Genomic DNA, 24,030 nt, shown 5'->3' with positions numbered 1-24,030 from the left:
TGTTGCCAACCGGCCTCCCGCGGGTCACGCGGCGCCGCTCAGCCCGCCCACGCCCGCCGCTCGACCAGCACGTCGCGCAGCCGGTCGGGCCGGTCGGTCACCAGCCCGTCGACCCCCAGGTCCAGCAGCCGCCGCATCTGCGGCTCGTCGTCGATGGTCCACACGTGCACCTCCAGACCGCGGCGGTGCGCGGCACGCACGAACCGGCCGTCGACCACCAGCAGCCGGCCCTGGTTCACCGGCACCTGCGCCACCATGCCCCGCACCGGCAGCCCCACCAGCGGCACCCGCCCCGCCGCCCACAGCGCACCCGCCGACCGGGGACCCATCGACGTCAGCAGCCCCGGCCCGCCCAGCCTGCGCAACCGGGCCAGCCGCTTCTCCGAGAACGACGCCAGGCACACCCGGTGCAGCGCGTCGCACCGGCGCAGCACCTCCAGCACCGGCACCACCGCCGAGTCGGCCTTGACGTCGATGTTCACCAACGCCTCCGGCAACTCCTCCAGCAGGTCCTCCAACCTGGTGATCGGCTCCCGCCCGCCCACGTTGGCCCGCCGCACCGCCGACCACGGCTGCGCCGCCACCAAACCCGTCGCGTCGGTGGTGCGGTCCAGCGTCGCGTCGTGGTGCACCACCACCACACCGTCCGAGGTAGCGTGCACGTCGGTCTCCAGGTACCGGTAACCCTCCGCGGCGGCGCGGCGGAACGCGGCCAGCGAGTTCTCCATCCCCGACAGCTCGTCGAGGTGCCAGCCCCGGTGGGCGAACGCCCGGGGGTGCGGTCCGGACAGGTACGGGTGGTTCGCGGTCACACCCGGAGTCTGCCCTGGCGGCGTGGCGCGAGGGTGACCGGTGGGTAGCGGGCTACCGTCGCGCGCCATGGAGTTGGTGACCGAGGCCGTCGCGGCGCGCCGTGAGGAAGCCAGGCACTGCGCCTGGTGCGGACGCCGCCTGCCCGACAGCGGCCGGATCGGGCGGCCACGCCGCTACTGCGCGCAGCCGTGCCGGCAACGCGCCTACGAACGCCGGGCCGCCGTGCAACGCGGCGGGCTGCCCGAGGACGCGGTGGTGCTGTCCGCGGGGGAGCTGGCCGACCTGCAGGACCGGCTGTTCCAGCTGCGGTGCGCCGCCGAGGACGTCGCCACCGCCGCCGCGGACGGTGCGGACGGCACGGAACTGCGGCGGCTGGCGGGGGAGCTGGTCGACACCGCGCGCGGTCTGGAGCGGTTGCGCTGAATCGTGTCGGCTTGCCCACCGCGTGTGGTCTCGACCATCATGGCGCGCGGGTGGGCGAGGAGGGGCGCGTGAACGGCAACGGCGCGTTGCACCGCGAGGTGCTCGACCGGGCCGACGTCGGTTTCGGTGTGACGGACGCGAACGGCACGCTGGCCTGGGTCAACCCGGCGCTGGCGGAGATCCTGGGCGTACCGGTGGACCACGTGGTCGGCCGGTCGCTGCCCGCGCTGCTGCCCGGCGCCCCCGAACGGCCCCGCTCCGGTCTCGCGCTGCTCACACCCAGCGCCTACCGCAAGGGCCACCGCTGGCTGGAGGTCACCTGCCAGCACCTCGACCCCGACTCCGACGAACAACTGCTGTACCGGGTGGTGGACGTCACCGCGTGGCGCGACCGCGAACTGGAAGCCACCCACGAGGCCGACGCGCTGCGCCGCGCCCAGGTCCTGGGCCGCATGGGCACCTGGGAGTGGCACGTCGCCGAGGACCGCGTCGTGTGGTCGGACACCCTGCTGGAGATGTTCGGGTTCGACCCGGACACCGAGCTGGACTTCGACGGCTACGCCGCGCTCGTGCACCCCGACGACCTGTCCATGATCCAGGCCACCCTCGAAGAGGCCATGCGGTCCGGCGCCGGGTTCTCCTACACCCACCGCATGCTGCTGGCCGACCGCACCGTCGAGCGCTGGTTCGAGTGCTTCGGCGAGGTCGTCCCCGACGAGGACGGCTCACCGCTGCGGGTCCTGGGCACCGCGCACGACATCACCCGCGCCCGCCGCGTGCACGACGAACTGCTCGCCCTGGCCGAACAGGACCCGCTCACCGGCCTGGCGAACCGGCGCGCCGTCACCCGCGAACTGGAACGCCAGCTCGCCGGCGGCGGACCCGGCGCGATGCTGCTGCTGGACCTGGACAACTTCAAGGACGTCAACGACCTGCGCGGCCACGCCGTCGGCGACCGGCTGATGAAAACCCTCGCCTCCGCCCTGCGGTCACGGCTGTCGCCCTCCCAGCTGATCGGCCGGCTCGGCGGCGACGAGTTCGCCGTCGTACTGCCCGGCGCCACCCCCGCCGACGCCGCCCGCGTCGCCGAAGGACTGCGCGATGCCGTAGCCACGCTGCCGCTCGTGGGCGCCGCCCGCAGCCTCACCGTGTCCACCGGCGTCGCCGAATACGGTCCCGGCGACACCTGGGAACTCGTCCTCGCCAACGCCGACCTCGCCCTCTACGCCTCCAAAGCCGCCGGCCGCAACCGGGTCACCGTCTACGAACCCGGCCACTACGCCGACACCGCCAAACGCGTCTCCGTGCTGGACCGGCTGCGCGCCGCCCTCGACCACGGCGGCCTCGCCCTGCACGCCATGCCGATGGTGGAACTGGCCACCGGCACCACCCTCGGCCACGAACTCCTGCTGCGCCTGGAAGACGGCCAGGACCCCTACCTCGGCCCCGCCGAGTTCCTGCCCGAGGCCGAACGCTCCGACCTCGTCCTCGACATCGACCGGTGGGTGCTGTCCACCGCCATCGACGCCCTCGTCGGCCACCCCGACCCCGAACTGCGGTTCAACGTCAACATCTCCGGCCGCACCCTCGAAGACGAGGACTTCGGCGGATTCGTCCTCGACCGGCTCGCCACCGCGGGCGTCGCCCCCGGCCGCCTCGGCCTGGAGATCACCGAAACCGCCGCCGTGACCAACCTCGACGCCGCCCGCGCCCTCGCCCTGCAACTGCGCGGCTTCGGCTGCCGCATCATCCTCGACGACTTCGGCTCCGGCTTCGGCTCCTTCGTCCACCTCAAACACCTGCCCATCACCGGCATCAAGATCGACGGCGAGTTCGTCCGCGGCATCGAGGAACGCTCCACCGACGCCGTCCTCGTCGCCGGCATCGTCCGCATCGCCCAAGGCCTCGGCCTGACCGCCGTCGCCGAATGGGTCGAACGCCCCGCCCAGGTCGACGCCCTCGTCCGCCTGGACGTGCGCATCGGCCAAGGCTTCCACCTCGGCCGCCCCCTCCCGCTGGCACAGGTCCTCTCGGCCCAGCCGCAGCCACCGAACGGCGCATTGTCGCCACACCTGACCGGTGCGGAGGATGGGGCGCGTTCCTGATCTCCGCCGCCCTCCCCGATGGGAAACCACCGCCGTGCCCGGTACCCCCGACAGCCCCGCGCGCGGTGTCCGCCGCGTCGAGCTGAGCACCAGCGACCCCGAACCGATCGCCGAGTTCTACGCCCACCTCCTCGGCTGGGTGATCATCGCCGAACCCGACGGCTCCTTCACCGGCTGGGTCGGCGACCGCCTCGCCACCCGCGTCCACCCCGGCGACCCGGGCTGGCGCATCGTGTTCGCCGGCCCCGAACCCCGCGACCTCGACCCCACCGCCGCCATCGACACCGGCCGCGTCCTGCACGGCCCCTGGGCACCCCGACCCCGCCCCGGCGAACCCTGCTGGGTCGAACTCATGACCACCACCCCCGCCGACGACTACTGGGCCGGCGAACTGGGCTGGCACGTCCGCGACCCCGACGCCGACTTCACCCTCTACGACGCCACCATCGCCGGCGACCGCCGCCCCGTCGCCGGCCGCCTCACCGCCACCGGCGGCTGGACCTGCTACTTCTCCGTCCCCAACGCCACCACAGCCGCCGCCGACGCCACCACCATGGGCGCCACCATCCTCATCCCGCCGAAAGAAGTCCCCACCGGCACCGTCACCGCCATCGCCGACCCGGCCGGCACCGTCTTCGCCCTCCTGGAAAACCCCACCGGCTGGGGCGGCACCTGGTCCTCCACCCAACAAGCCCACGCCTAGGCCCAGCACCCCGCCGACTCTTCTGATCTTTCTCAGTCCACCAACCCCGGCGGAAACCCACCGGTCGCGATCGGCCCCCACCGGTCGATCGCGACCCGGATCAGCGACTTGCCCTGACGGCGCATCGCCTCCCGGTACTCGTCCCAATCCGGGTGCTCACCGGCGACACACCGGTAGTAGTCCACCAACGGCTCCAGCGCCTCCGGCAGATCCAGCACCTCCGCCCGCCCGTCCACCTGCACGTACGGGCCGTCCCACTCATCCGACAGCACGCACACCGTCACCCGCTCGTCCCGCCGCGCGTTGCGCGACTTCGCCCGCTGCGGGTACGTCGACACCACGATCCGGCCCTCACCGTCCACCCCGCACGTCACCGGCGACACCTGCGGCCGCCCATCAGCACGCGCCGTGATCAACAGAGCACGGTGCCGGGGCCGCAGGAACGCGACCAGGTCGTCTCGGGACACGATGTCAGCGGTGGCGATTCTCGGCATACCCACCAGCCTAGGAGAAGAACACCCGACGAGAAGATGACCGCGCCTACCACGCGACCGGCGACGGCCCGCTGAACCACCCACACCGGGGGAGCGGTGCTCAGGCGCGGCTCATGATGTCGGCCACCACCTCCGCCTTCGCATCCGCGTACTGCTGCACGTACGTCCACTCCCGCGCCGCCAACTCCCGCTTCGTCCGCTCGTACAACACCCGATCCGCCTCCGACGCCCGCAACCGGTCCCGGAACGCCACCATCCGCCCCACCTCCGGCTCACCCGCCGTGAACACGTGCAGGTTCACATTCGTGTCCGGCCCCTTGAACATCCGGTGCTCCAACCACCCCGGCTCCCGCAACCTCAGCACGTACCCCGCCGCCTCCAACGCCGGCACGTACGACGCCTCGTCCGCCGAGTCCGCCACCGACAACACCACGTCCACGATCGGCTTCGCCGCCAACCCCGGCACCGACGTCGACCCCACGTGCGCCAACCCCACCACCGCGGCACCCAACGCACCCCGGATCCGCGCCGCCTCCCGCTCGTACAACCCCGGCCACGCCGGGTCGTACTCCACCAACACCACCCGACCACCCAACCTCGGCGCCACCCCCACGTGCGCCGCCCGGATCTCCTCCTCCGACAACCCCACGACAACCCTCCCGTCACCGAGCCGACCGACCGACCGGCACAAGGCTCTCACCGCGGCAACGGTGACGACCCACCCACCGCGAACAGATCACCCACCGACCCCACCCGCTCCCGCACCTCGTCGGCCAGGAACACCAGGTCCTCCACCACCCGGCACGCCGCGACCTCCTCCCACGACACCGGCGTCGACACCGACGGCCTCGCCCGCGCCCGCAACGAATACGGCGCCACCGTCGTCTTCGCCGGGTTGTTCTGCGACCAGTCGATCAGCACCTTCCCCGTCCGCTGAGCCTTCGCCATCCGCCACACCACCTCGTCCGGCGACTCGCCCGCCAACCGCTGCGCCACCCCCTTCGCGTACTCCGACGTCCGCTCCGGCGACGACACCGACACCGCCGCGTACACCTGCAACCCCTTCGACCCCGACGTCTTCACCACCGGCGCCAACCCGTCCTCCACCAGCACCTCCCGCACCCGGCACGCCACCCGGCAGCACTCCACCACCGTCGCCGGCTCACCCGGGTCCAGGTCGAACACCACCAGGTCGGGGGAGTGCCGCCCACCCCGCGCACCCACCGTCCACTGCGGCACGTGCAACTCCAACGCCGCCAGGTTCGCCAACCACACCAACGTCGCCAGCTCCTCCACCACCACGAAATCCGCGTACTCCGCACCCCGCGACGACCCCGGCGTCTCCACCCGCACCGTCCGCACCCACTCCGGCGCGTGCGACGGCGCGTTCTTCTCGAAGAACGACTTCCCGTCCACCCCGTTCGGATACCGCCGCACCGTCAACGGCCGACCCTCCAGATGAGGCAACAACACCGGCGCGATCCGCGTGTAGTAGTCGATCACCTCCGCCTTCGTGAACCCCACCTCCGGGTACAGCACCTTGTCCAGGTTCGTCAGCTTCAACCGACGCCCCTCCACCGCCACCACCGCGTCAGCCGTCACCACGCCGCACCTCCCCGGGCACCCTGTCCGGCCGCAACCCCCGCCACGTCGGGAACCGCATCCGACCATCCGCCGTCCACTGCCGGTACGCCACCTCACCCACCAACTCCGGACGCACCCACCGCGCACCCCGAGCCCGCTCCCGCGGCACCTCCGACACGAACGGCGACCGCGCCACCCCCAACGCCGACAACCGCGCCGTCAACCGCTCCAACTCCGCCTGGTCGAACCCCGTGCCCACCGACCCCGCGAACACCAACCCGCCCTCACCGTCCGGGATACCGAGCAACAACGACCCCACCACCCCCTTGCGCTTGCCCTCACCCGGCCGCCACCCCCCGACCACCACCTCCTGCGTCGCCACCGCCGTCACCTTCACCCACTGCGGCGACCGCGAACCCGGCACGTACCGCGAATCCAGCCGCTTCGCCACCACCCCCTCCAACCCCTGCTCCCGACTCGCCGCCAACACCGCCGCCCCCTCACCCGGGAACGCCCTCGGCGTCAACCAGTGAGCACCCCGCAACCCCAAACCCTCCAACAGCTCACGACGCCGCGAATACGGCAGGTCCAGCGTGGGGGAGCCGTCCAGGTGCAACACGTCGAACACCAGGAACGTCACCGGCGTCCGCGCCACCAACCGCCGCGCCTGCGCCTCCGACGCGTGCATCCGCCGCTGCAACGCACCGAAACTCGGCCGACCACCCTCCAACGCCACGATCTCCCCGTCCAACAACACCTGCGTCGCACCCAGCTGCTCACCCAACCCCTGCAACTCCGGGTACGTCCCCGTCACGTCATTGCCCAACCGGCTCGTCAACCGCACCCGGCCACCCTCGACCCGCGCGACCGCCCGCACCCCGTCCCACTTGAACTCGAACGCCCACTTCGACCCCGGCCCCGGCAACTCCGCCGCCGGAGTCGCCAACATCGGCGACAACGACTCCGGCAACGGCACCCAGTCCGGCCGCACCGGCTCGTGCCGCCGCCGCACCATCCACTCCTTGCCCTCACCCTCCCCACCGGCCGCATCACGGCGGAAGAACACGAACTCGCCCTCCACCCGCGACCCGTGCAACACCACGTCCACCTCGCGGTCGGACCACTTCACCGTCTCGTAACGACCCCGGTCCCAGATCACCATCCGACCCGCGCCGTACTCACCCTTCGGAATCACCCCCGAAAACGACGCGTACTCCAACGGGTGATCCTCGGTGCGCACCGCCAACCGGATCGTCCCCGGCTCCGGCGGCAAACCCTTCGGCACCGCCCACGACACCAACACCCCGCCCCGCTCCAACCGCACATCCCAGTGCAGCCGCGACGCGTGGTGCTCCTGGATCACGAACGTGTCGTCACCACCACTCGGCAACACCGCGTCATCACCCGGCACCGGCTCCGGCGTCCGCCCCGGATCCCGCTTGCGCCGGTACTCCGAAAGATCCCCACCCATCCCGCGCCGCCACGCCGTCAGGCGGGCTTCGCCTTCTTCTTCGCCGGAGGCTTACGCGACGACCCAGACGACCCCGACGAGCCGGACGAAGCCGCCTTCTTCGCCGCGGGCTTGCGCGCCGCCGACTTCCCACCCCGCGCCGACTTCGCCTGCTCCACACTCCGCTCCAACGCCGTCATCAGGTCGATCACCTCACCGGCCTCCTCCACCTCAGGCCGCTCCGGCAACTCCGCACCCTCCGCCTTCGCCGCGATCACCTTCTGCATCGCCTCGGTGTAGTCATCGCTGAACTCATCCGGATCGAACGACCCCGCCATGCTGTCCACCAACGACGACGCCATCTTCAACTCCTGCGGCCGAACCTCCACATCCGCACCCAAGAACTCGAAATCAGGCTTGCGCACCTCATCCGGCCACAACATCGTGTGCATCACCAACAAATCATCACGCGCCCGCAACATCGCCAACGTCTCCCGCTGACGAATCGTGATCTTCACCACCGCGAGCTGCCCACTGCGCTCCAAAGCGGTCCGCAACAACACATACGGACGCGTCGCCGCCTTGTCCGGCTCCAAATAATAGGACTTCTGAAAATAAATCGGATCGACTTCCTCGACCGGCACGAACTCCAACACGTCGATCGCGTGATCGGTGTTCAACGGCAACTTGTCGAGATCCTCGGCCTCCAACACCACGACCCGACCGTCGTCCAGCTCGTAACCCTTCGCGATATCGGCGTAGGCGACCTCCTCGCCGCACACCTGGCACACCCGCTTGTACCGGATGCGCCCACCGTCCTCCCGGTGCACCTGGTGGAACCGGAAGTCGTGCTCCTCCGTGGCCGTGTACAACCGGACACCGATCGTCACCAACCCGAAGGAGATCGCCCCACGCCACACGGACCTCATGCCACGTGACTACCCGCGAACAGCACGATCCGCACCAGCACGTCACCCGAACGGACTAACAATCAGGCATGCCGCGACCACCACCGAGGCACCCTCAACCACCCTCACGCCACAACCGCCCCGACCGCACCCGCTCCACACTCCGCCGCAACGCCACCCAACAGATCCACCCCCGCACTACACACCGAACACACCCGCCGATGCCGAACCACGCCACACAGCCCTCATGACCCCTGCGCACACCCGTGCGAACATCGACTCGCCCAAGTCACCCGCACGGACCAACCCACCTCACTCCTGCTGCGGCAACCGCGCCAACGACGCATACGTCCGATTACTCGCCACCGCCGCCCGCCGCTCCCGCGCCGTCGCCTCGATGTAGTTCTGCGACGTCGCCAACGACGCGTGCCCCAACAACGCCATGATCTCCGACGCCGTCGCCCCGTCCTCCGCCAACCGCGTCGCGAACGTGTGCCGCAACGCGTGCAGGTTCGCCCCGGACGGCACCCGATCGTGCAACCCCGCCCACCGGAAGCACGACCGCACCAAGTACTCCAACCCACCCCGCCCGATCGGCTCACCATGCCGATCACGCAACAACGCCGACCCCCGATCGAACCGACCCTGCGGAAAACGCCGCCGACACGACGCCACGTACTGCTCGATGATCCGATCCATCGCCGGCTCGATCGGCACCGACCGATCCCGATTCCCCTTGCCCGCCACGTGCAACCGCCGCTCACCGGGCCGACCCACCACCGACGCGTGCGTCAACGTCCGCATCTCCGCGGACCGCAACCCCGCCACCAGACCCAACGCCAACACCAGCACATCCCGCTCCGGCCACGGATCACGCCCACGCCGCGCACCCTCCGCCGCGGCCGCCAACAACCGCTCCGGCGTGTCCTCACCCCGCAACGGCTTCGGCACCAGCGGGGGAGTCTTCGGCCGGGCCACCGCCCCCATCGGATTGCCCGCCACCAGCTCCTCCGCCACGCAGAACGTCAAGAACTGGTTCCACGTCGACCACGCCCGCAACACCGACGACTTCGCGTGCGAATCCGCGAACACCCCGAACGCCGCACGCAGGTTCCGCGCCGTCAGGTCCGACATCTCCAACAACTCCGGGGGAGTGCCCGCAGCCTCCGCCAACAACGCCGTGACCCCGGCCAGGTCACGCCGGTACGCCGCCGTCGTGTGCGGCGAATCCTTCCGCGGCCGACGAGCGAGGAAGAACGACTCCTGAGCGGCAAGCACCAACATGTCGATCTTCCTACCGCACACCACCGACAAAACCCGCCGACCGCACCGCGACGACGCGCACCAGAGGGGGAGGGGAGCGGGACGGAACGGCAGCCCGAGCCGACACCTCGCGGGGGAGTTGACGTGCCTGACCCCGCCTCCCGAGCGCCGCGTCGACTCCGACGTGTCGACCACGCACCGATCCCCGGTCACTTCATGATCAATTCATGGATAATTGCCATTATCCATGAATCGCGGGTCCGGAAGGGGTGGAGGCCCCGACCGGGGGATGCCACTCCCGAACGCTCCGCCGGCAGCCGATCTGCCCCCGAAACCGACATCCTGCGCACTACGCGACACATCACGCTCATCTTGGCCACCAGACAAGGCCACCGAAGGGCTTTGGCGCCCACCGAGGACCCGACCCTCGATGATCAACACTCAGGTGCGAGCCGGCCGGGCATGCCGTCCCGACGCCCGCTGACGCCACCCAGGATCCGTCACTGTGACGTTTCTACGGCGGTGTGCCGGAGCGACTTGGCAACTGCCACCGGCCTTCCGGCCCGGCACGCCCCGCCGCCAGCCCTCGAGCCCGGCCTGCCGGCGTCGTGCGCACGAAACGTCGAGGCGCGTGGCGGCGGCGCGGACGACGCGTTGGCGACGGTGTCGTGCGCGCGTGCAGCACCTGTGTGTTCGCGTGGCCGGTCCGCAGCCTCGTGCCCCTGCCGACCGGCCCACCCGCAACGCCGATAATCTACATTATGTTAAGTAAGAGGTTCAGGGCCGCTTCCCCAGCACGTCGAAGTAGTGCGCGTTCTCCATGACGCCGAGCACGTTGCCGAACGGGTCGACCACGCTGGCGGTGATGTAGCCGTCGCCGCGGACCTTCGGCTCGTCGTGCGGCGTTGCGCCGAGTTCGGCGAGGCGGTCCAGCGTGGCCCGCAGGTCGTCGACGGCCCAGTACGTGATCGCCCCGGCCGGTCCGCTGTGCACGTCGTGCGGTGCGTAGTCGCTCTTGACGATGCCGAACTCGTGCTCGTAGTCCCCGATCCGGAACTCGATGTAGCCGCCGGGGACCTTGAAGTACGGCTCGATGCCGAGCAGTTCGGTGTACCAGGCGGCTGCGGCGTCGAGGTCGTCGGCGAAGAAGCTGGTGGTGGTGAGTCCGCGGAGCATGGTGGTCCCTCTTCCGGTGTCCTGTCGTGTTCGTCGCTTCTCCCCCAGCTTGGCGGTCAAAGTGCTCACCGATTGAGCACTTTTCGGGCGAGACTGGGTCCATGCGTGCGGACCGTTTGGTGGCTGTCCTGTTGTTGATGCAGGCGCGGGGGCGGGTGACGGCGGCGGAGTTGGCCGGGGAGCTGGAGGTGTCGGTGGCGACGGCGCGTCGGGACCTGGAGGCGTTGTCGTCGGCGGGTGTGCCGGTGTACCCGCAGCCGGGGCGTGGTGGTGGTTGGCGGTTGGTGGGGCGTGCGCGGACGGATCTGAGCGGGTTGACGGCGTCGGAGGCGCGGGCGTTGTTCTTGTTGGTGGGTCCTGCGGCGTCGGGGTCGCCGGAGGTGCGTGCGGCGTTGCGGAAGTTGGTGCGGGCGTTGCCGGAGACGTTCCGGGAGGGTGCGTTGGCGGCGGCGGACGCGGTGGTGGTGGATGTGGCGGGTTGGGGTGAGGTGGGTCGGGGGCGGCCGGGGTTGGTGGGTGTGTTGGAGGAGGCGGTGGTGGGGCGTCGGCGGGTGGTGTTGGTGTACGAGGGGCGTGGTGGGGTGCGGTCGGAGCGGGTGGTGGAGCCGTGGGGGTTGGTGGACAAGGACGAGGTTTGGTACTTGGTGGCGGGTACGGGGGCGGGTGAGCGGACGTTCCGGGTGGATCGGGTGGTGTCGGCGCGGGTGACGGAGGAGGTGTTCGAGCGGCCGGTGGGGTTCGACTTGTCGGTGGCGTGGGAGCGGGTGGTGTCGGAGGTGGAGCGGCGGCGGGGGTCGGTGTCGGCGGTGGTGTCGGTGGAGCCGCGGTTCGCGCACGTGTTGCGTGATCAGTTCGGGCGGCATTGCGAGGTGTTGGCGGAGGTGGGTGGTCGGGCGAGGTTGCGGTTGTCGGCGCCGGCTCCGCTGATGATCGCGCAGGTGTTGGCGGGGTGGGGTGGGTTGGTGGAGGTGGTGGAGTCGGGGGCGGTGCGGGCGGAGTTGGCGCGGTTGGGTGCGGAGTTGGTGGCGCTGCACGGTTCCGGGTGAGGCCGCTCCCCCGGGTCGGCGCGGGGTTCTCACATCCGGTCGTGGATGCGGTTGCGCATGGGCTTGTCCTCCAGTGCCTTCAGGGCGGCGTCGACGAGGGTGGTGAGGGGGTAGGGCAGTTCGGCGTCGAGGTCGTGGGCGGCGGCGGTGGTGGCGGTCCACTCGGTGTCGAGGGTGGGGAGGATGGCGCGGGCGTGGTCGGTGAGGTGGACGATGCGGCGGCGGGCGTCGTCGCCGGGTTTGAGGTCGACGAGGCCGTCGCGGCGCATCTGGTTGACGGTCTGGCTGACGGCGGAGTGGGTGATGCCGATGGTGTCGGCGAGGTCGCGGATGGACAGCGGTCCTCTGGTGTGGACGAGGTGGATGACCGGGGTGTAGCGGGGGCGGAAGCCCGGTAGGCCGAGGTCGGTGTAGACGCGGGCGACGTCGCCTTCGAGGAGGTCGAGGAGGTGGCGGAGGCGGGTGCCGAGGTATTGGCCGGCGGGCGTGTGGTCCACTCCCCTAATGTAACAGCGCTGTTGTATCTGTGAGGAGGGGTGGATGTACCCGGAGATCGAGCCTTACGAGCACGGGATGTTGGACGTCGGTGACGGCAACCTCGTGTACTGGGAGGTGTGCGGCAACCCGGAGGGCAAGCCGGTGGTGTGCCTGCACGGTGGGCCGGGGGCGGGGTGCTCCCCCGGCATGCGTCGGCAGTTCGACCCGGAGGCGTACCGGATCGTGCTGCTGGACCAGCGTGGCAGCGGGCGGAGTCGGCCGCACGCGAGCGAGTACTCGACGGACCTGTCGGTGAACACGACGGCGCACCTGGTGGCCGATATCGAGTTGCTGCGTGAGCACTTGGGCATCGAGCGGTGGATGGTGTTCGGCGGGTCGTGGGGTTCGACGTTGGGGCTGCGGTATGCGCAGCTGTTCCCGCACCGGGTGACGGAGATCGTGCTGGTCGCGATCACCACGGGCCGGTATGCCGAGCTGGACTGGTTGTACAACGGGCTGGGGATGTTGTTCCCGGAGCAGTGGTCGAGGTTCCGGGACGGTGCGGGCGAGGGTGCGACGGATCTGGTGGCGGCTTATCACGCGCTGCTCAACGACCCGGATCCGGCGGTGCGGGAGAAGGCGGCGACGGACTGGACGGACTGGGAGTCCTCGATCGTGTCGCTGGACCCGGAGTACGAGCCGGGGCCGCGGATGGCGGATCCGGCGTGGCGGATGGCGTTCGCGCGGTTGTGCGCGCACTACTTCAGCCATCGGGTGTGGTTGGCGGACGGGCAGGTGTTGGGGGACGTGGAGCGGTTGCGCGGGATCCCGGCGGTCCTGGTGCACGGTCGGCTGGACCTGCAGGGTCCGTTGTGGACGGCGTGGGAGCTGGCCCGGGCGTGGCCGGACGCGGAGTTGGTGGTGGTGCAGGGCGCGTCGCACGCGGCGTCGGACCCGGGGATGGCGGAGGCGGTGCTGGCGGCGACGGACCGGTTCGCGCGGCGCTAGCTAGGGTCGCCAGACGGTGGTGGTCCTGACCGTGACGCCTTCGAGGTCCGCTGGTACCGGTACCCCGAATGCGTCGACCCGGGTCCAGTTCTCGGGCATGAAGGTGCGGTGGGGGTCGCCGACGAGGACGAGGGTGCCGCGTCGGTGGGCGGCGAGGAGGAAGGGTTCGACGCGGGCGGCCATGTCGCGGTCGTAGAAGACGTCGCCGGCGAGCAGTACGTCGGTGTCGGGTTCGGTGTCGAGCAGGTCGCCGGGGGTGATGGTGAGGGTGACGTCGTTGGCGCGGGCGTTGAGGGCGATGGCGGCGGCTGCGACGGGGTCGACGTCGTTGGCGGTGACGATGCCGCCCGCGCGGGCGGCGGCGACGGCGACGAGGCCGGAGCCCGATGCCAGGTCCAGGACGCGGCGGCCGGCGACCAGGTGGGGGTGGTCGAGCACGTGTCGGGCCAGTGCCTGTCCGCCTGCCCAGGGGAACGCCCAGAACGGCGGTTCGGGTGACCCGGTGCGTTCCCAGAGGGCGACGATGTCGTCCGCGGTGCGCAGGACGATCTCGGGGGTCAGCGGGACCGGTCGCGCGCTGGTGACGGAGAGGACGAAGTCCTGCACTACGCGGAGAGCCTTTGTGGTTCGACGGCCCGGGAGAGCCCGTCCAGTGACAGTCCGACCGCGTCGCACAGGGCGGCTACGGTGAAGAACGCCGGTGTGGGGATGCGGCCGCGTTCGATCTTGCGCAGCGTCTCGACCGAGATGCCGGCCGCGGTGGCGACGTCCACCATGCTGCGTTGTCCGCGGGCTCGGCGGAGCAGTTCGCCGAGGCGTTCGCCGCGGTCGCGGTCGGACTGGGTGAGTGGCTGTCGCACCATGCTGTGATAGTAATACCGGTATTACTATCACGGTTGGGAGCTTGTGGTGATCGAGTTGAAGAGCCCCGGCGAACTGGACGCCATGCGTGCCGCGGGGGTCGTGGTGGCCGACGCGCTGGCCGCGGTCCGCGAGCACGCGACGGTCGGGGTGTCGCTGCTGGAGCTGGACGGGATCGCCCACCAGGTCATCCGTGACGCGGGTGCCGGGTCGTCGTTCCTGCACTACCTGCCGTCGTTCGCGCCGACGCCGTTCCCGGGTGTCATCTGCGCCTCGGTGAACGACCTGATCGTGCACGGCATCCCCGACCGCTACCGGCTGCGCGACGGTGACCTGGTCAGCATCGACTGCGGCGCCCACCTGGACGGCTGGCACGGCGACTCGGCGGTCAGCTTCGTCGTCGGTCGGGCCGAGCCCGCCGACCTGCTGCTCATCGACACCGCCCGGCGGGCGCTGGAGGCCGGGATCGCCGCCGCCGTGCCGGGTGCGCGGATCGGTGACGTGTCGCACGCGATCGGGGTGATCGGCCGTGCGGCCGGGTACGGCATGCCCGCCGACTTCGGTGGCCACGGCATCGGCCGGGCGATGCACGAGGCGCCCGGTGTGCCGAACGAGGGCGCGCCCGGTCGTGGCCTGACCCTGCGTCCCGGTATGACGATCGCCATCGAGCCGATGTTCCACGCCGGTGGGAGCGACGCCTACTACGCGGCCGAGGACGGTTGGGCGCTGCACACCGTCGACGGCAGCCGTGCCGCCCACGTCGAGCACACCGTCGCGGTGACCGAGGACGGGCCTCGCGTGCTCACAGCCCCCCGGCAACCCGCAGCACCGCGCCGGTCGTGAACGAGGCGGCGTCGCTGAGCAGCCAGGCGACCGCTTCGGCGATCTCCTCCGGCTCGCCGGGTCGGCCGAGCGGGATGGCCGAGGCGACGCGGTCGGGCCGGTCCGGTACGCCGGACAGCTCGTGGATCCCGGTGCGGACGGTGCCGGCCGCGACCGCGTTCACCCGGATCCCGCGCGGGCCCAGTTCCTTGGCCAACCCGACGGTCATCGCGTCGACCGCCGCTTTCGTCGCCGCGTAGTGCACGTACTCCCCCGGTGACCCCAGCGTGGCCGCGGCCGACGACAGCGACACGATCGACCCGCCCGCCACCAGGTCCCGTGCCGCGCGTCGTGCGCACAGCAAGGCGCCCACCACGTTGACGTCCACGACCCGGCGCAGGTCCTCGGTGCGCAGGTCCGCCAGCGGGCCGACCGGGCTGGTGATCCCGGCGTTGACGACCACCCCGGTGACCTGTCCCAGTTCGGCGGCGGCGTCGAACAGGGCGTCGACGTCGGTCTCGTCGGACACCTCGGCCCGCACGGCGAGCCCGTCAACCTCGCGTGCCAGAGCTTCGGCCCGGTCGGCGGCGGCGCGGTAGCCGAGCACGACCCGGTGGCCGTCCGCGGCCACCCGCCGCACCACCGCGGCGCCGATGCCCCGGCTGCCGCCGGTCACCACGATCAGGCCAGCCATGCCGTGACCTCCGCGTCCACCACGTCCTGCGCGGTCACGAGCATGTGCGCCAAGCCGGGTACGTCCACCAGTCGTGCGCCCGGGACGGCTGCGCACAGCTCCGCCTGCACGGGCCGGAACGCCGGGTACTCCTGTTCGCCGCGCACCACCAGCAGCGGCACGTCCAGTTTGGGTGTCTGCGCCAGCAGGTCCAGCGGTTCCACCGCGGCGCGCGAGGCGTCCGTCCAGTCGTAGGACTCGATCGCGCCGACCTCGATCGACGCCTCCACCACCGCCTGCACCCGCACCGCCGGGTTCACCACCGCCACCCGCCGCACCGGCACCACGCCGCGCGCGGCCGTGGTCAGCGCGATGTGGCCGCCCGCCGAACCGCCCACCAGGTCCACCGGCCCGTCGTCGCAGCCCAGCCGCTCGACCGCCGCGGCGACCAGGCCGGGCATCGCCGCCACCGCCGATTCGACCATCGCCGCGTACCCGTCGACCACCTGGTCCGGGCCCTCGCCCCACGGCGGCAGCGCCGCGTACAGCCGCCACGCGTCGACACCGGTCAACGGCAGGGCCTCGGCCATCGCCTCCGGTGTCCCCGGCTCGCCCATCAGGTGCCACACCACCACCAACCGCCGGCTTCCCGTCGCCGGCGGCACCGCAAGGAACCGCACCCCGGCGGCCTCACCCGTGATCGTCATGGCCCCGAACCTACGACCCCGGCGGCCCCGATGGCGTCCACCCAGCGCGAACACCGCCCACGCACAGCCACCGCAAGCCGCCCGAACGCGTGAATCCCCACCCCGATGTCACTCGAACGGCCCCGCCAGGGCACCCTGAAGGTGTGACCGAGCCGCGTTGCGCCGCGATCTCCGCGGACCTCGACGAACCCCAGGCGGGCACCGCCGCGACCGCCACCGCCTGGATCTGCCTCGAACAACCCGGTCCCTGGGGACGCGACGCGCTCACCCAGAGCAGGCTCGACCCCGCGCTCGGCGCCGAACTGGCCCGCCGCGCCGCCGACACAGGGGTCCGCGTCCTGCTCATCCGCCGTCCCGGCCGCCACGCCGACACCCACCACGACGCACCGCGCCGCGTCTACCTCGCCGCCACCACCCCCGGCCGGCCCCGGCTCGAGCAGGCCGACCTGGCCGACCCCGCCGCCCTGCTCGACCTGGACTTCGCCGCCCTCGCCGCCGGAGAGCCCGCCGGTCTCGGCAGCCCCGTCACCGGGCCGCTGCTGCTGGTGTGCGCCAACAGCCGCCGTGACGTGTGCTGCGCCCTGCGCGGCCGGCCCCTCGCCGAAGCGCTCGCCGCGGCCCGACCCGACACCGTCTGGGAGTGCACCCACACCGGTGGCCACCGCTTCGCACCCACCGGCGTGCTGCTGCCCACCGGCTACACCTACGGCCGCCTCGACGCCGAGTTCGCCGCCCGGCTGCTCGACGAGGCCGCCCTCGGCCGCGTCGTCACCGACCGCTGCCGGGGCCGCTCCACCCACCCGCCGCGCGGTCAGGTCGCCGAACTGGCCGTGCGCGACCTGACCGGTGAGCACCGCGACGTGCTCGCCGTCCGCGGCGACACCGTGCAGCACGTCGACGGCCGCGCCTGGAGGGTCACCGTGGAGGCCCGGGACCTACCGGCCACCCGGCCGGCCAGTTGCGGTGCGGCGCCCACCCCGGCCACCGGGCTCGTCGCCACCGCGGTGGAGCGGCTCGTCCCCGTCGGCTGACCCGGCGCCCGGTACGGCGGCGTGGAACAGCCCCAGCCCCACCGCGTACGGGTCGTCCAGCCCCACCGTCCGCAACGCCGCCTCCGGCAGCGCCAGCAACGACACCGCCACACCCAGGAAGTAGGCGTCCAGCAGACCCGCGTCCCGCGTCGTGCTCGACAACCCCGCCGCCGCGTGCAGCCCCGCGCCCGCCTCCGCGTTGGACACCGCCATCCTGCCCAGCGCGGCACGCACACCCGGACGGCGCACCGCTTCCAGGTACAGCTCCACCATCGCCAGCAGCTGCGTCGGATCCTCGACCACCGCGCGCCGCAGCAACGCCGGGTACAGCTGCGCCACCTCCGCGGGCGAGATCCCCTCCGGTGTCGTCTCCCTCAACCGCCGCACCGCCGCGGCGTGCAACGCGGTCATGCGGGCCGCCGCGGCGCCCAGCAGCGCGTCCCGCGTCGGGAAGTAGTTCTTGGTCGTGCCCTCCGGCACCCCGGCCGCCCGGTCCACCGCGCGGTGCGTCAGCCCGCGACCGCCCTCCGCCGCCAGCACCGAGATCGCACAGTCGCACAGCAGGTCCCGACGGCTCGTCACGGGGACGGGACACTAGCCGATCCCGCACCGCCCGCCGTCGCCACCACCCGCCCCGCTTCCAGCACCAACCACACCCCGCACACGCACCGCACGTAGTCCACCCGGCCGTGCGACGACACCGGGTACACGCGCTCGGCACTGGGCCACCCGCAACAAGGGCATCTGGTGTTCACCCCACCAGCGTGGTGTCATGGTTCAGTGCATTTCAACCCTTACGGAGGGGCCGCGGCGGAACTCGCCGCCGCGCTCGTCAACGCCGACCCCGACAGCGGCGCCGCCGACCTGCTCGACCTGCTGCGCGAGCACGGCTACAAACCCGTGGGCGCCCTCGACGAGCGGCAGGCCCGCGACCTCACCGCCTGGGCCGCCCGCCTCTCACCCGTCTTCGACCACACCCCCGACCAGGTCGACCTGGTCAACGACCTGCTCGCCGAAACCGCAGCCAAGCCCTACATCTCCACCCACGACGACCGGCCACCCCACCTGCACTTCGCCCCCGAACACGCGCCCACACCCCACCGCGTCCGCGCGTTCACCGCCGCCGGTCTCGCCCACGCCGTCTGCGCCGACCCCCGCCGGCTGGGCCGCTGCGCCCGCCCCGGCTGCCGCACCGTCTACGTCGACACCTCGCGCAACGGCCGCCGCCGCTTCTGCACCACCCGCTGCGCCAACCGCGTCCACGTCGCCGACCACCGCACCCGCACCGCCTGACCCACGCTCACTGCATGACGCGGCGGCCGAAGCGGGCGCTGCCGAACTCCGCCGCCTCGCCGATCAACGCCGAGCCGACGTCCGTGCGGCCCCGGAACCACGCGTGCCGGAACCACGCGTCCTGGTGGAACACCACCTCGCCGAACAACGCCCGGCCGCCGAACCGCACGTGCCGGAAATCCGCCCGACCCGACACCTCGGCCCGCCGCAGGTCCGCCCGACCCGACACCTTCGCCCGCGCGAACACCAACTGGTCGGCCACCTGCGCCGACCGCAACGACACGTTCCCCGCGAACACCGCCAGCCCGAACGACACCGACCGCGCGAACAGCGCCTCGGAGAACACCGCGTGCCGCAGGAACCGCGCACCCGCGAAGTTCGCGTCACCCGTCACCGTCATCGCCTCGAACCGGGCGTCACCCACGAACACCGCGCCCATCAGGTCCACCTGGTTCACCCGGCACCCCGACAGGTCGAGGTCCACCAGGATCGCGCCCGGCGCCACCACGTCCATCCCCGGCCAGAAGTCCGCACCCGGCCGCAGGTGCGACACCAGCTCCCGCTGCACCGCGGTGCGCCACGGCGCGTCCAACCCCCGGCTCACCCCGCCCCGCAACGCCGCCAACCACGCCGTCACCACCGCCTGCCGCCGCCGCGGCACCTGCCGGCCGATCTCGGCCAGCAGCAGTAACCCCTCCTCCTCACCGGCCCGGAACATCCGGTTCGCCTCACGCCACACCGACAGCGGAGCCGGTGCCGCACCCGCCCGCGGCTCCACCCGCCGCCGCGCGTGCTCGTCCAACAACGTCTCCGAACGCGACGCGCGCGCATGGCGCACACCAATCCAGACGATGACCAACGCCACCGCCAACGGACCCAGCCACGACGACATACCCCCGATCATGCCCCTGTCGCGTACGTCGACGGGCGTAGTTCCCGTCACCGCTTCGTGCCCGACGCCGGGACACCCGTCCGAGCGGAGCATCGACGGCATGGAACCCACCCGCACGCCACGCGCCTCCGACACCGACCGCGAGCTCACCGCCGCCCGGCTGCGCGACGCCGTCGGCGAAGGCCGCCTCACCCTCGCCGAAGCCGACCACCGCATCACCGCCGCCTACGCGGCCGTGCACCGGCACGACCTCGACGTGCTCACCGCCGACCTGCCCGCACCGCCACCACCGCCGGCCGCGCCGCCCGCACGCCACCGGCCGCCGCTGCTGCCGGTCGTGCTGCTGGTGCTCGCCGTCGCCTGGATCGCCTCGCCCCTGCCGTTCCCGTGGCCCCTGCTGCTGATCGCCCTGCTCGTCCACCGCGGCCTGCACCGCCGCCGCACCCGGCGGCACGACCCGATCACCCCCGCGGCCTGATCCACCCGCGGCCCGTCCTGCCCTAGAGTCCGGCACATGGACCTGACCGACGCGTGCTTCGCGGGCGCCGCCCGACAGGCCGAGCTGCTGCGATCCGGCGCGCTCACCTCACGCGACCTCGTCGCCGAATGCCTGCGCCGCATCGACCGGCACGACCGCGACCTCAACGCGTTCCGGCTCGTGTTCACCGAACGGGCCCTCGCCGAGGCCGACCACGCCGACGCCCAGCGCGCCCAAGGCCGCGACGCGCCCCTGCTCGGCGTGCCCGTCGCGGTCAAGGAAGACCTCGCCCTCGCCGGACTGCCCACCACCAAGGGCACCGCCGCCGTCGACACCACCGCGCCCGAGGACGCCGAGATCGTCCGCCGCCTGCGCGCCGCCGGCGCCGTCATCGTCGGCCGCACCCGCATGCCCGAACTCGGCCTGTGGCCGTTCACCGAGTCCACCTGGGCCGGCGCCACCCGCAACCCCTGGTCACCCGCCCACTCGCCCGGCGGATCCAGCGGCGGGTCCGCGGCCGCCGTCGCCGCCGGCCTCGTCGGCGCCGCCATCGGCACCGACGGCGCGGGCTCCATCCGCATCCCCGCCGCCTGCACCGGCCTGTTCGGCCTCAAACCCCGACGTGACCACGTGCCGCTGACCCCCGACCGCGACGTCTGGAACGGCCTGGTCGCCGCCGGACCCATCACCCGCCACGTCGCCGACGCCGCCCTCCTGCTCGACGTCCTGGCCCCCGGCCACGACCACACCGCCGCCGTCACCGACACCCGCACCCTGCGCATCGCCGTGTCCCTGCGCACCTGGGGACCCGGCATCCCGGTCGACCCCGAGGTCCGCGACGCCGTCCTGGACACCGCGGGCCTGCTCGCCGACCTCGGCCACGACGTCACCCGCGTCGACCGCGACCTGCACGACATCACCGGTCCCGCCGCGTTCGCCGCCCGCTACCTGCACAGCGCCGCCACCACCGAACAGGCACTGGACCGACCCGACCGGCTCGACCCGCGCACCCGCGCCGTCGCCGCCCTGGGCCGCGCGCTGCCCGCACCCGCCGTGCGCACCGCCCTGGCCCAGACCGCGAAACTCACCCGCGACGCCAACCGGCTGTTCACCGACCACGACCTGCTGCTCACCCCCGTGCTCACCCGACCGCCCCTGCGCGTGGGCGAGTGGAACCGGCGACCCACCGTCGCCGCCCTGCTCGCCGCCGCCCGCATGACCACGTTCCTGCCGCTGTGGAACATCACCGGCAACCCCGCCGCGTCCGTCCCCGCCGGCCACACCCGCACCGGCCTGCCCCTGGCCGTGCAACTCGTCGCCGCCCCCGACGACGACCGCACCATCCTCACCGCCGCCGGCCAACTCGAACGCGCCCACCCCTGGACCGACCGCCGCCCACCCACCACCTGACCCTCAGAACGCGCGTGTCCCACGTTCGCGTCGTGCGTGTCCTACGTTCAGGACCCCCGAGTTCAACGCTCGGAACGGCTACCGGTCGAGCTCCGCCTGCCACCGCCGCAGCCATTCCGGCACGCGGCCACCCGACACCGCGTCCGACTCGCCCCGCACCACCTGCCGCAGCACGTCCCGCGCACCCGCGGCCAACTCCGCCAGCACCTCCTCGCGCACCACCGGCCACTCACCCGACGACGACGCCGTCGCACGCAACCGCGCATACGTCTCCCACTCCGGACGCGCCGCGAACGCCCGCCGCCGCAACCCCACCGCCCGCCCCACCCAGCCGGCGCGCAGGCACTCGTCCACCCCCAGATCCACCAACCGGGTCGCCGCCCCACGCCCACCCGTGGCCACCAGACCCCGCTCCACCCACTCCAACGCCTCCGCCGACCGGCCCGCGTCCCGCAACACCGTCGCCACCTGCAGGTAGTGCCACCCCGACGACAAGTCCTTCGACAACACCAACACCTGCAGGTCCACGTCACCGGTGTGCTCGGCCAACTCCTCCATCACCCGCAGCAACGCCCACCGCTCCCGGTCGTACCGGCCGGTCTCGCCGAACCCGATCACCGGCAACCGCTCGAACCGCGCCACCGCCTCCGCCCGGTAGAACGCCAACCCCTCCGCCCCCAACGACGACGCGTAGGACGCCAACCGCACCTCCGGCGGCTCGGCGAACCCCGTCTGCACCCGCAACAGCCACGCCGCCAACTCACGCCCGTCCACCGGCGGACCGTCCGCGCACGCCACCGCGTGCAGATCCAGCACCCGATCCACCAATCCGGCCAACGCCCCGCGCTGCGCACTGCCCTGCGCCGCCGTCACCAACACCTCGACCAGCTCCCGCGCCACCACCTCCGCTCCCGACCCGGCCCGCACCAACGCCGACAGCTCCGCCACCACCGACGCCAGCTCGTCCCACCGCGCCGGCCACGGCACGTCGACACGGGCCAACACGGTCGCCGCACGACCCGGTAATGCGTCCACCGCGACATCCAACCGCACCTCGGCCCACCCGACGAGACCCCGCCACCACGCCGACGACCACGCCCACCCGCCCCACCACGCGAAAGGGGCGCCGGCACCCGCGCCGACGCCCCACCCACCGAGTCCAAGATCACCAACCGGGCATCACTCGTGCAGCGACCGCGGCGGCTCCGCCTCCCCGACACCCACCTCACGCACCGGCGACCCCGCGCCCAACGCGCCCGGATCCGCCCCGCGCCGCACCGACGCCTGCTCCATCGGCCCCGGCACCTCCTTGCGCGCCACCGCCTCGGCCGCCCGCACCGCCTCGGCCACCGCCGGATCCGGCGCCGTGTCGAACCACTCCGCCACCGACGCGTCGTCCGCCTCCGGCGACGAGGTCACCGGCTGCTCGTAAGCGGGCGGCTCGTACCGGAACACACCGTCCTCGCCGGGCGCGCCCAGCATCTTCGCGAAACCCTCCAGCGCCTTGCCGTAGTCCGACGGCACCAGCCACACCTTGTTCGCGTCACCCTGCGCCATCTGCGGCAACGTCTGCAGGTACTGGTAGGCCAGCACCTCCGGCGTCGGCTTGCCCGCCTTGATCGCCGCGAACACCTTCTCGATCGCCTTCGCCTGACCCTGCGCCTGCAGGTACCGGGCCGCCCGCTCACCCTGCGCCCGCAGGATCGCCGACTGCCGCTCCGCCTCCGCGGTCAGGATCGCCGCCTGCTTCGCGCCCTCCGCCGACAGGATCTGCGCCTGCTTCTGGCCCTCCGCGGACTTGATCGCCGCTTCCCGCTGGCCCTCCGCGTTGAGGATCATCGCGCGCTTCTCCCGGTCCGCGCGCATCTGCTTCTCCATCGAGTCCCGGATCGAGGGCGGCGGGTCGACCGCCTTCAACTCCACCCGCGCCACCCGGATGCCCCACCGGCCCGTCGCCTCGTCCAGCACACCGCGCAGCTGGTTGTTGATCTGGTCACGGGAGGTCAGCGTCTCCTCCAGGCTCATCCCGCCCACCAGGTTGCGCAGCGTCGTCGTCGCCAACTGCTCCACACCCACGATGTAGTTCGAGATCTCGTACACCGCCGCCCGCGGATCGGTCACCTGGAAGTAGACGACCGTGTCGATCGACACCGTCAGGTTGTCCCGGGTGATCACCGGCTGCGGCGGGAACGACACCACCTGCTCGCGCAGGTCGATCCGGGCCCGCACCCGGTCGAAGAACGGCACCAGGATGTTCAACCCCGGCGCGGCGGTCGTCCGGTACCGGCCGAGCCGCTCGATCACCGCGGCCGTGGCCTGCGGGATCACCAGCACCGACTTCACCGTCACTATCAGCACGAACAGCACCAGAACCGCGATGACGATCAGCGTGGTGGTCAACTCTCCCAGCCTC

The 24,030-nt window shown here is 72.1% G+C and carries 27 protein-coding genes; 10 read left to right on the top strand and 17 right to left on the bottom strand.

Annotated elements, in window-relative coordinates; translation table 11 throughout:
- Positions 1-38: 38 nt before the first annotated feature.
- A complete protein-coding gene (locus B0I31_RS07500) occupies positions 39-812 on the bottom strand; it encodes a glycerophosphodiester phosphodiesterase family protein (RefSeq protein WP_106614545.1) in 774 nt (257 codons plus the stop codon).
- A gap of 67 nt (positions 813-879) precedes the next feature.
- On the opposite strand from B0I31_RS07500, the gene B0I31_RS07495 reads away from it, so the two are divergent.
- The 3 genes from B0I31_RS07495 to B0I31_RS07485 all read left to right on the top strand — a co-directional run bounded on the left by B0I31_RS07495 (position 880) and on the right by B0I31_RS07485 (position 4,044).
- Positions 880-1,236 (top strand): hypothetical protein, encoded by a 357-nt coding sequence (locus tag B0I31_RS07495; protein ID WP_073887519.1) that lies wholly within the window; start codon positions 880-882, stop codon positions 1,234-1,236.
- 68 nt (positions 1,237-1,304) lie between these two features.
- The gene (locus tag B0I31_RS07490) at positions 1,305-3,341 is read left to right on the top strand and encodes a putative bifunctional diguanylate cyclase/phosphodiesterase (protein WP_245949736.1); all 2,037 of its coding nucleotides are present in this window, start codon (positions 1,305-1,307) and stop codon (positions 3,339-3,341) included.
- 34 nt (positions 3,342-3,375) lie between these two features.
- Entirely contained in the window at positions 3,376-4,044 is a 669-nt protein-coding gene (locus tag B0I31_RS07485) for a VOC family protein (RefSeq protein ID WP_106614544.1), read from the top strand.
- Between the two features lie 32 nt (positions 4,045-4,076).
- Here B0I31_RS07485 and B0I31_RS07480 read toward each other — a convergent pair whose 3' ends face one another.
- The 7 genes from B0I31_RS07480 to B0I31_RS07450 form a co-directional block, all read right to left on the bottom strand.
- Complete coding sequence (locus tag B0I31_RS07480; protein WP_106614543.1) at positions 4,077-4,538, bottom strand: PPOX class F420-dependent oxidoreductase; 462 nt, start codon at positions 4,536-4,538, stop codon at positions 4,077-4,079.
- 100 nt (positions 4,539-4,638) lie between these two features.
- On the bottom strand, positions 4,639-5,187 hold the full coding sequence (locus B0I31_RS07475; protein ID WP_106614542.1) for a GrpB family protein: 549 nt from the start codon (positions 5,185-5,187) through the stop codon (positions 4,639-4,641).
- A 47-nt stretch (positions 5,188-5,234) separates the two neighbouring features.
- Entirely contained in the window at positions 5,235-6,143 is a 909-nt protein-coding gene (ligD, locus tag B0I31_RS07470) for a non-homologous end-joining DNA ligase (RefSeq protein ID WP_425444350.1), read from the bottom strand.
- On the bottom strand, positions 6,130-7,593 hold the full coding sequence (gene ligD, locus B0I31_RS07465; protein WP_106614541.1) for a non-homologous end-joining DNA ligase: 1,464 nt from the start codon (positions 7,591-7,593) through the stop codon (positions 6,130-6,132). The genes ligD (B0I31_RS07470) and ligD (B0I31_RS07465) overlap by 14 nt, the downstream gene beginning before the upstream one ends.
- 17 nt (positions 7,594-7,610) lie before the next feature.
- Positions 7,611-8,501: a non-homologous end joining protein Ku gene (gene ku / locus B0I31_RS07460; protein ID WP_106614540.1), complete on the bottom strand. Its 891-nt coding sequence runs from the start codon at positions 8,499-8,501 to the stop codon at positions 7,611-7,613.
- Positions 8,502-8,792: 291 nt separating this feature from the next.
- Positions 8,793-9,764, bottom strand: coding sequence for a tyrosine-type recombinase/integrase (locus B0I31_RS07455; RefSeq protein WP_106614539.1), 972 nt, complete (start codon positions 9,762-9,764; stop codon positions 8,793-8,795).
- A gap of 756 nt (positions 9,765-10,520) precedes the next feature.
- Positions 10,521-10,919: a VOC family protein gene (locus B0I31_RS07450; RefSeq protein ID WP_106614538.1), complete on the bottom strand. Its 399-nt coding sequence runs from the start codon at positions 10,917-10,919 to the stop codon at positions 10,521-10,523.
- Between the two features lie 101 nt (positions 10,920-11,020).
- Here B0I31_RS07450 and B0I31_RS07445 point away from each other — a divergent pair, with 101 nt between their 5' ends.
- Positions 11,021-11,965, top strand: coding sequence for a helix-turn-helix transcriptional regulator (locus B0I31_RS07445; protein WP_106614537.1), 945 nt, complete (start codon positions 11,021-11,023; stop codon positions 11,963-11,965).
- Positions 11,966-11,994: 29 nt separating this feature from the next.
- On the opposite strand, the gene B0I31_RS07440 is transcribed toward B0I31_RS07445, so the two are convergent.
- A complete protein-coding gene (locus B0I31_RS07440) occupies positions 11,995-12,462 on the bottom strand; it encodes a MarR family winged helix-turn-helix transcriptional regulator (protein WP_106614536.1) in 468 nt (155 codons plus the stop codon).
- A gap of 43 nt (positions 12,463-12,505) precedes the next feature.
- Between B0I31_RS07440 and pip the strand changes: the two genes are divergently transcribed.
- Positions 12,506-13,450: a prolyl aminopeptidase gene (gene pip, locus B0I31_RS07435; protein WP_106614535.1), complete on the top strand. Its 945-nt coding sequence runs from the start codon at positions 12,506-12,508 to the stop codon at positions 13,448-13,450.
- Here the strand turns inward: pip and B0I31_RS07430 are convergent, their stop codons facing one another.
- Together B0I31_RS07430 and B0I31_RS07425 are read right to left on the bottom strand one after the other, a co-directional pair.
- Positions 13,451-14,056, bottom strand: coding sequence for a class I SAM-dependent methyltransferase (locus B0I31_RS07430; protein ID WP_106614534.1), 606 nt, complete (start codon positions 14,054-14,056; stop codon positions 13,451-13,453). It abuts the gene before it with no gap.
- Positions 14,056-14,313, bottom strand: coding sequence for a helix-turn-helix domain-containing protein (locus B0I31_RS07425; RefSeq protein WP_106614533.1), 258 nt, complete (start codon positions 14,311-14,313; stop codon positions 14,056-14,058). Before B0I31_RS07425 ends, B0I31_RS07430 begins: the two co-directional genes overlap by 1 nt.
- A gap of 46 nt (positions 14,314-14,359) precedes the next feature.
- Here B0I31_RS07425 and map point away from each other — a divergent pair, with 46 nt between their 5' ends.
- The gene (gene map, locus B0I31_RS07420; protein WP_106614731.1) at positions 14,360-15,154 is read left to right on the top strand and encodes a type I methionyl aminopeptidase; all 795 of its coding nucleotides are present in this window, start codon (positions 14,360-14,362) and stop codon (positions 15,152-15,154) included.
- Here map and B0I31_RS07415 read toward each other — a convergent pair.
- Positions 15,114-15,827: an SDR family oxidoreductase gene (locus tag B0I31_RS07415; RefSeq protein ID WP_106614532.1), complete on the bottom strand. Its 714-nt coding sequence runs from the start codon at positions 15,825-15,827 to the stop codon at positions 15,114-15,116. The genes map and B0I31_RS07415 overlap by 41 nt on opposite strands.
- Positions 15,815-16,513 carry an alpha/beta fold hydrolase gene (locus tag B0I31_RS07410; RefSeq protein WP_106614531.1) on the bottom strand — a complete coding sequence of 233 codons (699 nt, stop codon included), beginning with the start codon at positions 16,511-16,513 and terminating at the stop codon, positions 15,815-15,817. Before B0I31_RS07410 ends, B0I31_RS07415 begins: the two co-directional genes overlap by 13 nt.
- A 143-nt stretch (positions 16,514-16,656) precedes the next feature.
- Between B0I31_RS07410 and B0I31_RS07405 the strand changes: the two genes are divergently transcribed.
- On the top strand, positions 16,657-17,544 hold the full coding sequence (locus tag B0I31_RS07405) for a ferredoxin family protein (protein WP_106614530.1): 888 nt from the start codon (positions 16,657-16,659) through the stop codon (positions 17,542-17,544).
- Here the strand turns inward: B0I31_RS07405 and B0I31_RS07400 are convergent.
- Complete coding sequence (locus B0I31_RS07400; protein WP_106614529.1) at positions 17,449-18,126, bottom strand: TetR/AcrR family transcriptional regulator; 678 nt, start codon at positions 18,124-18,126, stop codon at positions 17,449-17,451. The two genes, B0I31_RS07405 and B0I31_RS07400, sit on opposite strands and share 96 nt — an antisense overlap.
- 198 nt (positions 18,127-18,324) lie before the next feature.
- Here B0I31_RS07400 and B0I31_RS07395 point away from each other — a divergent pair, with 198 nt between their 5' ends.
- Positions 18,325-18,837 carry a CGNR zinc finger domain-containing protein gene (locus tag B0I31_RS07395; protein ID WP_106614528.1) on the top strand — a complete coding sequence of 171 codons (513 nt, stop codon included), beginning with the start codon at positions 18,325-18,327 and terminating at the stop codon, positions 18,835-18,837.
- A gap of 7 nt (positions 18,838-18,844) precedes the next feature.
- Here B0I31_RS07395 and B0I31_RS07390 read toward each other — a convergent pair whose 3' ends face one another.
- Positions 18,845-19,729 carry a pentapeptide repeat-containing protein gene (locus tag B0I31_RS07390; protein WP_181320034.1) on the bottom strand — a complete coding sequence of 295 codons (885 nt, stop codon included), beginning with the start codon at positions 19,727-19,729 and terminating at the stop codon, positions 18,845-18,847.
- A 100-nt stretch (positions 19,730-19,829) separates the two neighbouring features.
- Between B0I31_RS07390 and B0I31_RS07385 the strand changes: the two genes are divergently transcribed.
- On the top strand, positions 19,830-20,207 hold the full coding sequence (locus B0I31_RS07385; protein WP_106614526.1) for a DUF1707 SHOCT-like domain-containing protein: 378 nt from the start codon (positions 19,830-19,832) through the stop codon (positions 20,205-20,207).
- Positions 20,208-20,243: 36 nt separating this feature from the next.
- A complete protein-coding gene (locus tag B0I31_RS07380) occupies positions 20,244-21,617 on the top strand; it encodes an amidase family protein (protein WP_106614525.1) in 1,374 nt (457 codons plus the stop codon).
- Positions 21,618-21,695: 78 nt separating this feature from the next.
- Here the strand turns inward: B0I31_RS07380 and B0I31_RS07375 are convergent, their stop codons facing one another.
- Positions 21,696-22,652: a hypothetical protein gene (locus tag B0I31_RS07375; protein ID WP_181320033.1), complete on the bottom strand. Its 957-nt coding sequence runs from the start codon at positions 22,650-22,652 to the stop codon at positions 21,696-21,698.
- A 144-nt stretch (positions 22,653-22,796) separates the two neighbouring features.
- Complete coding sequence (locus B0I31_RS07370) at positions 22,797-24,017, bottom strand: SPFH domain-containing protein (protein ID WP_245949734.1); 1,221 nt, start codon at positions 24,015-24,017, stop codon at positions 22,797-22,799.
- Positions 24,018-24,030 lie beyond the last annotated feature (13 nt).

Origin of the sequence: Saccharothrix carnea (assembly GCF_003014735.1) — a bacterium.
GTDB classification, from domain to species: Bacteria; Actinomycetota; Actinomycetes; order Mycobacteriales; family Pseudonocardiaceae; genus Actinosynnema; species Actinosynnema carneum.
This window is presented reverse-complemented; position numbering and strand designations above follow the sequence as displayed.

Excerpts from the sequence above, each read along its gene's own strand:
- B0I31_RS07415 (WP_106614532.1), bottom strand. The coding sequence starts at position 15,827 with ATGGCTGGCCTGATCGTGGTGACCGGCGGCAGCCGGGGCATCGGCGCC.
- B0I31_RS07480 (WP_106614543.1), bottom strand. The coding sequence starts at position 4,538 with ATGCCGAGAATCGCCACCGCTGACATCGTGTCCCGAGACGACCTGGTC.
- B0I31_RS07495 (WP_073887519.1), top strand. The coding sequence starts at position 880 with ATGGAGTTGGTGACCGAGGCCGTCGCGGCGCGCCGTGAGGAAGCCAGG.
- pip (WP_106614535.1), top strand. The coding sequence starts at position 12,506 with ATGTACCCGGAGATCGAGCCTTACGAGCACGGGATGTTGGACGTCGGT.
- ligD (WP_106614541.1), bottom strand. The coding sequence starts at position 7,593 with ATGGGTGGGGATCTTTCGGAGTACCGGCGCAAGCGGGATCCGGGGCGG.
- B0I31_RS07380 (WP_106614525.1), top strand. The coding sequence starts at position 20,244 with ATGGACCTGACCGACGCGTGCTTCGCGGGCGCCGCCCGACAGGCCGAG.
- B0I31_RS07390 (WP_181320034.1), bottom strand. The coding sequence starts at position 19,729 with ATGTCGTCGTGGCTGGGTCCGTTGGCGGTGGCGTTGGTCATCGTCTGG.
- B0I31_RS07410 (WP_106614531.1), bottom strand. The coding sequence starts at position 16,513 with ATGACGATCACGGGTGAGGCCGCCGGGGTGCGGTTCCTTGCGGTGCCG.
- B0I31_RS07425 (WP_106614533.1), bottom strand. The coding sequence starts at position 14,313 with ATGGTGCGACAGCCACTCACCCAGTCCGACCGCGACCGCGGCGAACGC.
- B0I31_RS07385 (WP_106614526.1), top strand. The coding sequence starts at position 19,830 with ATGGAACCCACCCGCACGCCACGCGCCTCCGACACCGACCGCGAGCTC.
- B0I31_RS07450 (WP_106614538.1), bottom strand. The coding sequence starts at position 10,919 with ATGCTCCGCGGACTCACCACCACCAGCTTCTTCGCCGACGACCTCGAC.
- B0I31_RS07455 (WP_106614539.1), bottom strand. The coding sequence starts at position 9,764 with ATGTTGGTGCTTGCCGCTCAGGAGTCGTTCTTCCTCGCTCGTCGGCCG.
- B0I31_RS07445 (WP_106614537.1), top strand. The coding sequence starts at position 11,021 with ATGCGTGCGGACCGTTTGGTGGCTGTCCTGTTGTTGATGCAGGCGCGG.
- ku (WP_106614540.1), bottom strand. The coding sequence starts at position 8,501 with ATGAGGTCCGTGTGGCGTGGGGCGATCTCCTTCGGGTTGGTGACGATC.